This window comes from Brevibacillus sp. FW306-2-1A-C05A, assembly GCF_058781555.1.
Genome location: NZ_JBYSWV010000080.1, coordinates 1 through 11,835, shown reverse-complemented (window position 1 = coordinate 11,835; position 11,835 = coordinate 1). Strand labels below are relative to the sequence as shown.

Genomic DNA, 11,835 nt, shown 5'->3' with positions numbered 1-11,835 from the left:
TATCGGTTCCGTTTTTCCATGGCTTCATTATAACTTATTTATCACGCTCCCGTGTCTCAGCCTATGGGAGCATTGTACTCCACCGAGTTGTTCGCCCGTTATCAACGCAGCGAACAGGCACTGGTGCTGGCTCTCATGGAGATGGTCGTCAACGGTGTGTCTACCCGTAAGGTGGCCCAGATCACAGAAGAATTGTGCGGTACGGAGTTTTCCAAATCGACCGTGTCCGATCTGTGCAAGCGGTTGGATCCTATCGTGAACGCCTGGAACAACCGTCCGCTACACGATTCTTCGTTCCCCTTTGTCATCGTCGATGCCCTGTACCTGAAAGTACGCGAAGAAGGGCGGGTGCGGTCACGGGGCGCTCTCATCGGGATCGGTGTCAATGCCGATGGATACCGGGAGGTATTGGGCGTTATGCTCGGCGACAGCGAGTCGGAGGCCAGCTGGAGCGAATTTTTTGGCTGGCTGAAAAGCCGTGGGCTTAAAGGCGTCGATCTGATTGTGTCGGATGACCATGGAGGGTTGGTTCGAGCCATCCGCAGGAACTTCCAAGGGGTGACCTGGCAGCGATGCCAGACGCACTTCATGCGCAACATTCTTGACGCCACACCCAAATCCTTGCAGGACGAGATTCATAGCCGGATTCGCCCCATTCTGGAGGCACCGGATGCAAAGACGGCACGGATGCTGTTAGAGAAGGTACTGGAGGAGTATGAAACGAAAGCGCCGAAGGCCATGGCTGTCCTGGAAGCAGGCTTCGAAGATGTCACAGCCGTCTTGGCATTACCGGAAAAGTACCGCAAGCGTCTTCGCACCACCAATCCGATGGAGCGGTTGAATGAGGAAATCCGCCGCCGTGAACGCGTGATTCGGATTTTTCCGAATCGAGAGTCTGCCATCCGCTTGATAGGGGCCTTGCTCATGGAAACGGACGAGAAATGGGCTAGCGGCAAAAAGTATTTGGACATGACAGAATATCTTGAATGGCGTCAAGGACAATCCCCAATCTCCTCCCATACCAAAGTCACTCGCATCGGCTAATAAACACCGCATCTAAGCCTGTCAAGGCCGCGAAGCGTTCCATTTTTAGCCTTGACAGGCTGAATGAAACACACTTTTGAAAAACCCAGCAATCCCTTGCTGGGCCTGCCATACGGCGAGTGACGGGGTGCAGGGGGTGTGCTCCCTGCGTCTCCCCCTTCGGGGGACGGAAGGGGGCATTCTAACCGAGGGCAATTTTACACACAAATATGGACTTGATCATGGCTACCCATTACCATCAATTAAACAGACCAACAAAACTACAATTTTGATACTACTTGCCGTTAAACCCCCTCCTAATAAACAATAAAAGCACCTATTGTGGTGCTTTCTCTAATACAGAACCGGGGTGTATCCTATTCAAGTGCATCTGTCATAATTCACATCTAGCCATTAAAGTTATTACTTTGTAGATTCCATAATGAAAAAATGTAGGAAGGGAAATTTACTCCCTTCCTACCTCATAACTTTACTTTTTTGAATCCTTACTTTCTAATATATCTCGCGTTAAAACCTTCAATAGTCATATTCTCTTGAACTTCATTATGTGGGATAAGAAGGTACGACCATTCCTTACCACCGTGCTGTCTTTCATGCTCAGAAGCATGCTTACACCAATTTACTACGGCTTTAGCTTTATCCTGAACGACCTTATCATCCATCTCTGCTTCACTTTTGATTTCACAAATGTATTTATGAGAAGTTGTTTCCACAACAAAGTCTGGATTGTACGTAGAACTATGACCATAATAAATCTTTAATTGGCCAAGTGAAGGCTTAAACCACTTTAAAACATTTGCATCATTCTCACATATAACAGCAAAGCGACGCTCACTGTCTGAATCAAATTTCTGGGTAGGATAAAGGCACTTTAAGAAACCACCGAATACCAAGCTTTTGATTTTAGACTTGTCTTCGACTTGCTGGCGGAAATGACGAACACCTTCCTCTAGAATAGTGGTATAATGCACTTCTTTTGGCCGTTCAAATCCCTTACTAACTTTAACCTCATAATCAGTAGCTAGTTGATAAAAATGATCCTTCATTTGCAGATGTACAAGATCAGCTAAACGCAAGCGATTGTACATCAACACATTCTCTACAGCACGATCATCTGCCAAATAGCTTCTGAGGTGCTGAACTAATTGACTAGCTAACTTATAAAGTAGGTCAGCATGATCATCGTAAGATACATCAGGGAAGTCCATTAATGCAGACACAAGATAATCTTCTAATTTCTCTTCTTGATAAGATAAATCCTTACGCTTTATCGTATCCCGCTCATGTGTACGTAAATGTTGTATTAGAATATCGTCCTCAACTGGTTGGAGTTGGATGCCACTTGTATCAAGATCGAAGTCATGATACCCCCATGCAAGTTCACCTACTGGTTGTACTATTATACGGGGTATGTCAATCGTGTGCTTGATCAACTGTTCAACGTACACTTCTACAGTATGTTTGACTAAATTGTCCTTTTCTTCTGGGAATAGGTCAAGTTCTTCAGAAAGATAGGCCTCTTTTACTTCTCTTATTATTCTTTGCTTTACTTCTTCTTTACTCAACTCCTTAGAGGTAGGTAAATATTCTAATGATTCAACCCTCTTTTGAACCAGTTCAACTACTTGTCGTATTGTTGATGTTGGGGTCTGATTTGGAGTTTCATTCATTTTATCATTAAATAACTCCTGGATTTGATCCTCGATTTTCTGGGTTACTCGTTCTTCAAGAATTGGTGCCACGGTAATTGCTTTTTTCTGTTCCTTTGCTACGTCTTTACCAATTACTACCCCTTGTCGAATAATTGAGTTTGGATTGTTTGCTTCATCAATGATCTCTTGAAATTTATCATGGGCTATGATAGTTAAGCGATCCACAGACGGTACTCCAGTTCTTTTGCCATATGGCAACCTTAATCCTCTACCTATGGATTGCTCCACCAAGGTTTTAGAATTAGCCGCTCTTAAAGGAATAATAGTATAGAGGTTAGTAACGTCCCAACCTTCCTTAAGCATATTTACGTGTATAACAATTTCAGTTTCCGAAGAAGGATCTTCTACAGCCATTAACTGTTGAATTGTCTCATCTTTCTCCTCCCCACGTTGGTTTGAATGTACAGTAATAACCTTGTTTTTGTACCGTCCGTCAAAAAACTCATCAGATTGAATTATTTTCATTAACTGGGTCGCATGATCTGTATCTTGAGCAACAATTAGAACAAAAGGCTTTACAATCGGTTGTTTATTTTGTCTAGCGTATACTTCTAATTCAACTTTTGTTTCTTCATGAATCGTAATACCATCTTCAAGCTTTATTCTTTCTAATTGATCTTCAGAATACTGAGATGGATTAAAGTTTTCTCGAGTCGCCACCGCCGGTTCTTTTACAAAACCATCCTCCATTGCTTTATGTAGAGGATAGCTATAAATAACATTTTTGAATGGAATTGCTCTTGTTCCCGTTTCAACCTGAGGTGTTGCCGTTAATTCTAAACCTAATACCGGATTTAATTCATTTAATACCTTTACACCTGCAGATGCCCTATAGCGGTGGGATTCATCCATTAAGAGTACCAAATCTGGGAGTGAAGATAGGTATTCAAAATAGCTTTGACCTATATACTCACTTAGACGTTTTATTCTCGGGGCTTTCCCCCCACGCACCTCAGAGTTTATCTTTGATATGTTAAATATGTTTATGTGAATTTCTTCGCTAGTATCTAATAATGAATTACGTATGCTTTTTGCTTCTTCATAATTTTCCCCAGTAATAATAACTGGGGGATTGGTAGTAAATTGTGAAATACCTTTGAAAACGTACTTCGGTGTATTAGGAGTGAAATCTTGTATAAGTTTGTTGTAAATTGTCAGATTAGGTGCTAGTACGAAGAAATTCTTTAATCCTTTTTCTAAAAATAAATACGTAATGAACGCACGGGACTGTAAAATATTTTGTGTAAACTCTCATTCCACATTCCATTACAATGAAACAAAGTGAGGTTGAGAGAACACATGGGACTCATTCCAAAAGACCAGCTGCGCCAACTTATCAAAGAACACAACTTGCAAACCATGGAGGATGTTCAAAAAGCCCTGAAGGACATTTTTGCAGAAACACTGCAAGAAATGTTGGAGGCCGAATTGGATACCGAATTGGGCTATGCCAAGCATGACAGCAAGCAGAAGCAGACGAAAAACAGTCGGAACGGCTATAGCAAAAAAACGGTTACGTCTGAGTATGGGGAGTTGGATCTCACGATTCCCCGTGATCGTCTTGGAGAATTTGAACCTGCGATTGTCAAGAAACACCAGAGACATGTAACGGGTATTGAAGATCAAATCGTCTCTATGTACGCCAAAGGCATGAGCACACGGGATATTCAGGATCATTTGCACAATCTGTATGGACTTGAGGTATCCCCGACCCTTATCTCCAACGTAACAGCTAAACTGTTACCTCTTATCAAGGAATGGCAAAATCGCCCGCTGCAAAGCGTGTATTCCGTTGTTTTCATGGATGCCATTCATTTTAAGGTAAAACAGGACGGGCAAATTATCAGCAAAGCCGCCTATATGGTCATTGGCATTGATTTGGAAGGTTATAAGGACGTTCTTGGCATCTGGATCGGAGAAAACGAGTCAGCCAAGTTCTGGCTACATGTGTTGACGGATCTGAAAAATCGTGGCGTTCAGGACATTTTGATTATCTGTGTAGACAATTTAAAAGGCTTCAGCGAAGCCATTGCAGCCAGCTATCCGCAAACGGAGGTTCAAAAATGTATCATCCACCAGATCCGCAATTCCATCAAATATGTGTCGTACAAGGATTTGAAGAAGATTACTACGGCCTTGCGTCCGATCTATACGGCCCCAACGGAAGAGGCGGCTCTCCTGGAATTGGATCAATTTGAGGAGACCTGGGGAAAACAGTATCCCCTGATTGTCCGGTCGTGGCGGAGTAACTGGGATGAACTGGCGACCTTTTTCAAGTACTCCCCTGAGTTGCGCAAGCTCATCTATACAACGAATATGATCGAAAGCTACCATCGACAACTCCGGAAGGTGACAAAGGGAAAAAGTATCTTTCCGACGGATGAATCGCTACTCAAAATGCTATATTTGGCGACGATGGATGTCATTCGGAAGTGGACAGGGCGGGTCCAAAATTGGGGGCAAATCCTTCTCCAGTTGACTGTACATTTCCCAGAACGGGTACAGATTCGATGAAGGGCTTTACATGGAGGGGCGGGCATGATAGGCTACTTTGCCTTGCGATGGTGTGAACTTCTCCATCGCCCAATCGCAAGAACTCATGCCCGCCAGTGGCTCCATGTCAAGCCCGACATATGAAGCATCGTTTTCACGTTTACACAAAAATCTTGACAGACTCGACTGTGGTGTTGGTCGATTTTTGACACGCTGAAATAAGCATTTGCTCAACACGTTTTTCAAATGCCAAATACTTGCCTAATTCAAGCCAACGGAACAGTGTCAATTTCTTCAGCTCTTACACGACCTGTTCCTGCTTTTCGAGCAATCACACTACCGTTACGGTCTTGTGCAACTACAACAGCAATTTTAAGGTTGGAAATTCCTCTTTTTTCGTCTTTTTCACCTCGTTTCTTGGATTTTCTATGAGTGATTTCTCTACCTTTCATAGACTCACGAAAGAAGGTTTCGTCACTCTCAACGATACCTTGCAGTTGATTAAAGCCAAGACTTCCTAATGCGTTCAAGATTTTATGCCTCCAATAAAAGGCAGTAGAAATGTGTATTTGGAGTTTTTCAGCGATTTTTGGTAGGGTATATCCCTCTACCATTAATTCAATGTATTTCACCCATTTTTCAGGGTATCGAGAGCCTGAAAATGGCGTATTTGTCAGATCATTGAAAGATTTTCCACAATCATTACATAGATAGCGTTGTCTTGAGCGATAGATACCGTTCCGTTTAACCGATGTACTACCACAATGGACACAACCCAAGAGCGCGGGAGACGGCGCTCTGACGCTCGCGGCTCCGGGCAACGAGCCAGCCGACGCGTACTTGTTTGACCCGCTGGACGCCGCGCCTTATTTGCTCGATTTGTCCGAAAACGAAAACAGCGTGCCGGAAAATTACCGGGAGGTCGAAAAGCGCCCGGACGTGCTAGTCTACACCTCGGAGCCGTTGCAGGAAGACGTCGCGATCGCGGGGGAAATCTCGGCTGTCCTGTACGCGGCAAGCTCTGCGCGGGATACGGACTGGCTGGTGCGCCTGAGCGACGTCGATGAAGAGGGCAACTCCATCCGGCTGTCGGACGGAATCATCTGCGCCCGCTACCGTCATTCTTTTGCCGAGCCGAAGCTGCTTGAGCCAGGCCAGATTGAGCGCTACGAAATCCGCATGGGCAAAATCGCCAACGTCTTCGAAAAAGGCCACCGCATTCGGGTCTGTGTCACGTCCGGGGCGGAGAACTTTTCGTTCCCGAATCCGAACACCGGGACAGATTTGGCGACGGAAACCGAGACGGTGGTGGCCCGGCAGCACATTTACCACGATGAACAGCACCCGAGCCACATTCGCCTTCCTTTGCTGCCAAAAAACAGGTAGCAGGCGGCACAGGCACAGGGCGAATTTTCGCCAGCACATGCCAATCATGAAACAGCGGCTGCCAGCAAGTTCGGCAGCCGTTTTTTCTCGTGCCAGCATACGTGCAACTAAGGCTGTACCAATGGCTTGTCGCAGCCAAGTTTTCTGATCTGATTATGCAAAAATGGGTTGCCGATGCGCGATTGCATAGATGCTACGGCAAAAACGTTTCGAAACAGGGTGAAAATAAACTGAAATTCCTAAATAATCAGACTTGGTACAAAATATGCAGAGGACAACTTCTCGAAAAAGGAGAGGAGCCTAGCAAAAGAACTGGGGGATTGATCTATGGAGCATCCGACTGCACCAACGCTGAAACGCTCGCTTACCTTGAAACACATCGTCTTTTTCGGGCTGGCTTTCATGGCCCCGCAAACGTTTTTTTCGACCTACGGTGTTGCCGTACACAGCACAAACGGGATGATGCCCACGGCGTATGCGATTGCGCTGATTGTCATGCTGTTTACGGCGTACAGCTATGCGCAACTGGTAAAAGCGTTTCCGAATGCGGGAGCGGCCTACACTTTTACGCAAAAAACGATCAGCCCGCACGTCGGCTTTATCGTCGGCTGGACGATCATCATCGACTACATGTTCAGCCCGATGATTAGCTCGCTGCTCATCGGCATCTCGCTGTCCGCCTTCTTTCCTTCCGTCCCGTTGTTCGTCTGGATCGTTTCGTTTGTTGCCGTCATTACGGCGGTCAACATTCTCGGGATCAAGCTGGCAGCACAGTTCAATACGTACATGCTGTTTTTGCAACTGTTCGTCTTCCTGCTGTTTTTCGTTTTGGCGATTTACGGACTGCAAAACGGCAAGGGGGCAGGGACACTGTTCTCGACGCTGCCCTTTTACGATGCAAAAATCAACGTTCCGACGCTTTTGTCCGTCGTTCCGCTGCTCTGTTTCAGCTTCCTCGGTTTTGACGCGGTGACGACGCTTTCGGAGGAGACGAAGGACGCGACGAAAACATTGCCGCGAGCGATTTACATGATTACGCTGATTGGCGGGCTGCTGTTTATTTCCGGCTCTTATTTCGCGCAACTCATTTTCCCGCAGTATCAGTCCTTCCAAAATCCCGACTCCGCTTACTTGGAGATTGCCGCGTACATCGGCGGAAACGTGTTTACGAGCATTGTGATTGCGGTCGGGCTGACAGCGGGTTTTGCCTCCGCCGTAGCGTCAGGCACGAGCGCCTCGCGCATTTTGTACGCGATGGGCAGGGAAAATGTTTTGCCGAAAAAAGTGTTCGGCTATTTGTCGCCGAAGTTCCGCACGCCGATTCCGAATATCGTCCTCATCGGCGTAGTCGCGATGAGCGCGCTGTTTCTCGATCTCATGACGGCCGTATCGTTTATCAATTTCGGGGCCTTATTCGCCTTTTTCTTCGTCAATCTGGCCGTGATTGCCCATTACTACATTCGCGAGAAACAGCGATCGTTCAAAGGCACGATTCAATACTTGCTCCTGCCGCTGATCGGTGCGGCGCTCATCGGCCTGTTTTTTGTCAAGCTGGACAAACACTCCTTGCTGCTCGGGGGAAGCTGGCTGCTGATCGGCTTTCTTTATCTACTGGGGCTGACGAAAATGTTCAGGCAGCCGCCCCCTATGCTCACTGTCGACGAGGTGCACTAAAGGCGTACGGAATGAGGCAAACGTTTTTTCACAGCAAACACGATCTGGAGAGGATGGATATTTATGACCACGCAAACAGCCGACCTGATTGTATCGAGCAACGCCGTTTTTACCGGGCTTTCCGACCGGCCGGAGCCTGCCGCTATTGCCATCGCGGGCAACCGGATTATCGCGGTTGGCTCCAAGGAAGAAATCAGCAAGTACGCAGGGGAAGAGACAAAACGATACGATTTTCAGGATCAGCTCGTCATGCCAGGGTTTCACGACTTCCATCTGCACGTGATGCACGGAGCGGTGATGATGGAAAGCGCGATGCTGTTTTCCGCCCGCTCCGAAGCGGAAGCGCTGGAGATCATCCGCGAATTTGCGCAAGCGAAGCCGAATGAACCGTGGGTCATCGGTGCGGTCTGGGATGCCGGCTACTGGGACACGCAGCGACTGCCGAATCGCTACTCCCTCGACCGGGTTGTCCCCGATCGGCCTGCGATCATGTTCCACGCCGAAGGCCACTACGTCTGGGTGAACTCCAAGGCGCTGGAGATTGCAGGCATCGACCGGAATACGGAAGACCCTGCCTTCGGGATTATCGGCAAAGACGAAACCGGAGAGCCGGATGGCCTGCTGTACGAAAAAGCGATGGGGGCCGTCGTCAAGCACGCCTATCATTTTACAAAAGCAAAGAAGCAGGAGCTGTTCAAAAACTTCCTGGCGCACGCAGCGAGTCTCGGCGTCACTGCCGTGCACGACCTGTTCGCCACAGAATCGATGGATATGCTGACGGATTACGAGCTGTTCAAGGAGTTCGAGGACACAGGGGAGCTGACGGCGCGGCTTCACCTCTGGCCTGCCCTGGACGGCGACCTGGAGCGGGCGAAAAGGCTGCGGGAGACGTACCAGTCAGACAAGCTGCGAGTGTCGGGCTTGAAGCAGTTCATCGACGGCGTCATTACGGCGCGTACCGCCTATTTGCTGGAGCCGTACGCCGACCAGCCGGATACGCGCGGAGAGACGTCGTTTCCGCCGGAGACGATCAAAAAATGGGTGGTGGAGGCCGACAAGGAAGGCTTTTCCATTCGCTTCCACGCCATCGGAGACGGGGCGATCCGGCTTGCCTTTGACGCCTACGAGGAAGCGCAAAAAACAAACGGCAAGCGCGACTCTCGCCACTCCATCGAGCACGTGGAAGTCATCCACCCGGACGACATTCCCCGGTTCAAGGAGCTGGATGTGACCGCTTCGATGCAACCCGACCATTTTGCCATGTCCGAGCGGGGCGTGTACACCGAGCGCATCGGTTTGGCGCGGGAACCGCATGTGTTCTCCATCAACACGCTGCAGCAGGCCGGAGCGAGACTGGCGTTTGGCACAGACTTCCCGATCGACATATTGCAGCCGCTCTTGCAAGTGTATCGCGCCGTCACCCGCATCGACAGCAGCGGGAAAAACGTCTGGCATTCGCATGAACGGATCTCGCTCGCCGATGCGCTCAAGGCGTACACAGCCGGATCGGCATATGGGACGTTCCGCGAGCACGAGCTGGGGACTTTGGAGGCGGGCAAGCTCGCTGACATCGCCGTCCTGGAGCGCAATCTGTTTGCCATCCCGGTGGAGGAAATTCCGGATACGAAAGTGCGGCTGACGATTTTCGATGGAAAGGTAGTTTTTGAGCAGGCGGAAACACTCGTCGAAAAGTAGGCGGCCATCCCCAACACAAAATCCCAATTTCTCGTTATCCACGCGAGAGATTGGGATTTTTTTCGGGCTGACGCATTCACATTCAGGAGTGGTGGCGTTCTTCTGCTGCGGCCTGCGCTTTTGTTCGGTGCACCGTTCCGTGCGGATGATGGGGCGGCGCGTAGATCGTGTACAGTTTCAACGGCTCGTTTCCGGTGTTGATGATGTTGTGCCACGTTCCTGCCGGGACCATCACGGCATAGTCGTCATTCAGTCTGGCCTGATAGTCCAGCCTGTCTCTTCGCGGCCCCATTTGCACAAGCCCGTGGCCCTCTTCGATGCGGAGGAACTGATCGGTGTCCGGATGGATTTCCAAGCCAATGTCTCCGCCCACGGGAATACTCATCAGCGTCACCTGCAAATGCTTCCCTGTCCACAGGGCGGTGCGATAGTTTGTATTTTGCTTCGCAGCTTCATCAATGTTGATCGCCAGTGGATGAGGGCCGTAGTCTTTCAGCTCAACGCGATTCCAGCCGCCCTCCCAGCTTGCATGCCAATGGGAGTAGGCCGGAAGCCAGTAGTGCTCCCAATACGGCTGATTCCAGTTGACCGGCATGGCGGCGGGATGCCATGGATGGTGATAATACGATGGGTACATCGTGTTGCTCCTTTCGCGGGTTTTGCTCTCCCGATTACCATATGCGGATGCCCATGTGAGCGAGAGCCCAAAAATCGAAAACAGAGCAGAGCGCACAGGCGATCGCCGCCTGTTCGTCACCGCCTGGCGTTTGCGAAAGTCGCTGGCTCATCGCTTGAGAAAGTCGCTGTCCCCTCGCTTGAGAAAGTTGCCACCCCATCGCTTGCCATTCCCACGCTGTTCCTATGGAAGCATGCTCGCTATCTCTTGCAAAAAGCCGCCGTATTTTTGCCGAAGAACTCTGCCAAGCTGCCCTCCCGCATTTATTGCGCCGCCGCCGAAGCGCCGTCCAGCAGCACAAAATTGTTGATGTAAGTATCTGGCCTGGAAAAGAGCAGGGTGATCGTGCGGGTGGCAAAGTCGTAGTAATACAGGCCGTTCAATGCTCCGGCGACAGGGGCCAGATGCTTGGGCGGGTTTTTCACAGTTCCAGCGAAGTAAAACCCTTGTTTGTCAACAGACAAGTACATTTCCTCGATTCTCCCCAACTCGGGAAGGTCCAGCTTCTCTTTTTTGCCTGAACCCAGGTAGTGCAAGTAGTTCTCCCGCTGTTTATGGACCATGGGCGCACTTCTGACCAGCGCTAGCTTCGCATCCTTTGAGACGGAAAAGGAAGGAATCACTTCTCGGGCCTTGTACAATTCCCGCAAGGCATTTCCGTTCAGATCGTACTCGACAACGCGGTGCGTGGCGGCCACGACGTCATCTGCCTGTGGTAGAGAGAGACGGGTGGCTGTGGCGGCAGGGGCACAGAGACAGTCTCCGACGCGGGACCTGTCGTTTGCGAACACGCGGTTAGTCCTAACAAGCCTATCGCCAATACAAGGATGCTGCGAAACAAGCCGTTCATTGGTTGTGCTCCTTTCTAAGCATAGTCCCCGTACGGGTGGGCAGGGGGGCATATTTCAACTTCGTTTTTGCTGACGAAGAGCTTGTCTCTGGATAAAGACGCAGGAAGTTCGACCGCCGTCACAGAGGACGCCAGCCGGATTGCCCGCGAAAGGTCCGCCCCAACGCCAAAAGCCGCTGCCAGCCGCCCCGCGAAAGGCACGCCCTAACACCAAAAAGTCGCTGCCAGCCGCCAGCGAAAGGCACGCCCTAACACCAAAAAGTCGCTGCCAGCCGCCAGCGAAAGCCCCACCCCAACCCCAAAAA

7 protein-coding genes and 2 pseudogenes are annotated in these 11,835 nt (G+C 49.4%); 5 read left to right on the top strand and 4 right to left on the bottom strand.

The window, feature by feature from the left end:
* Positions 1–75: 75 nt before the first annotated feature.
* A pseudogene (locus AC3WJN_RS24860) lies at positions 76–1,044 on the top strand (IS256 family transposase); the annotation flags it as partial.
* A 485-nt stretch (positions 1,045–1,529) separates the two neighbouring features.
* Here the strand turns inward: AC3WJN_RS24860 and AC3WJN_RS24855 are convergent.
* Positions 1,530–3,971, bottom strand: a complete 2,442-nt coding sequence (locus tag AC3WJN_RS24855; RefSeq protein WP_433947787.1) for a DEAD/DEAH box helicase family protein — start codon at positions 3,969–3,971, stop codon at positions 1,530–1,532.
* A gap of 84 nt (positions 3,972–4,055) precedes the next feature.
* Here AC3WJN_RS24855 and AC3WJN_RS24850 point away from each other — a divergent pair, with 84 nt between their 5' ends.
* Positions 4,056–5,270, top strand: coding sequence for an IS256 family transposase (locus tag AC3WJN_RS24850; protein WP_122953491.1), 1,215 nt, complete (start codon positions 4,056–4,058; stop codon positions 5,268–5,270).
* A gap of 257 nt (positions 5,271–5,527) precedes the next feature.
* On the opposite strand, the pseudogene AC3WJN_RS24845 reads toward AC3WJN_RS24850, so the two are convergent.
* Positions 5,528–6,028: pseudogene (locus AC3WJN_RS24845) on the bottom strand (IS1595 family transposase); the annotation flags it as partial.
* Here AC3WJN_RS24845 and AC3WJN_RS24840 point away from each other — a divergent pair.
* The 3 genes from AC3WJN_RS24840 to AC3WJN_RS24830 all read left to right on the top strand — a co-directional run bounded on the left by AC3WJN_RS24840 (position 5,982) and on the right by AC3WJN_RS24830 (position 10,004).
* Positions 5,982–6,635, top strand: a complete 654-nt coding sequence (locus tag AC3WJN_RS24840; protein ID WP_081494715.1) for a CocE/NonD family hydrolase — start codon at positions 5,982–5,984, stop codon at positions 6,633–6,635. The pseudogene AC3WJN_RS24845 and the gene AC3WJN_RS24840 sit on opposite strands and share 47 nt — an antisense overlap.
* Before the next feature lie 327 nt (positions 6,636–6,962).
* Positions 6,963–8,309: an APC family permease gene (locus tag AC3WJN_RS24835; RefSeq protein WP_007784423.1), complete on the top strand. Its 1,347-nt coding sequence runs from the start codon at positions 6,963–6,965 to the stop codon at positions 8,307–8,309.
* A gap of 63 nt (positions 8,310–8,372) precedes the next feature.
* On the top strand, positions 8,373–10,004 hold the full coding sequence (locus tag AC3WJN_RS24830; RefSeq protein ID WP_007784422.1) for an amidohydrolase: 1,632 nt from the start codon (positions 8,373–8,375) through the stop codon (positions 10,002–10,004).
* Positions 10,005–10,086: 82 nt separating this feature from the next.
* Here the strand turns inward: AC3WJN_RS24830 and AC3WJN_RS24825 are convergent, their stop codons facing one another.
* Together AC3WJN_RS24825 and AC3WJN_RS24820 are read right to left on the bottom strand one after the other, a co-directional pair.
* Entirely contained in the window at positions 10,087–10,641 is a 555-nt protein-coding gene (locus AC3WJN_RS24825; protein ID WP_007784420.1) for a cupin domain-containing protein, read from the bottom strand.
* 302 nt (positions 10,642–10,943) lie between these two features.
* Positions 10,944–11,471, bottom strand: coding sequence for a hypothetical protein (locus AC3WJN_RS24820; protein ID WP_007784418.1), 528 nt, complete (start codon positions 11,469–11,471; stop codon positions 10,944–10,946).
* Between the last annotated feature and the right edge of the window lie 364 nt (positions 11,472–11,835).

What these genes read in the sequence shown, in the direction of transcription:
- AC3WJN_RS24850 (WP_122953491.1), top strand. Translation starts at nt 4,056, where the DNA reads ATGGGACTCATTCCAAAAGACCAGCTGCGCCAACTTATCAAAGAACAC.
- AC3WJN_RS24825 (WP_007784420.1), bottom strand. Translation starts at nt 10,641, where the DNA reads ATGTACCCATCGTATTATCACCATCCATGGCATCCCGCCGCCATGCCG.
- AC3WJN_RS24830 (WP_007784422.1), top strand. Translation starts at nt 8,373, where the DNA reads ATGACCACGCAAACAGCCGACCTGATTGTATCGAGCAACGCCGTTTTT.
- AC3WJN_RS24835 (WP_007784423.1), top strand. Translation starts at nt 6,963, where the DNA reads ATGGAGCATCCGACTGCACCAACGCTGAAACGCTCGCTTACCTTGAAA.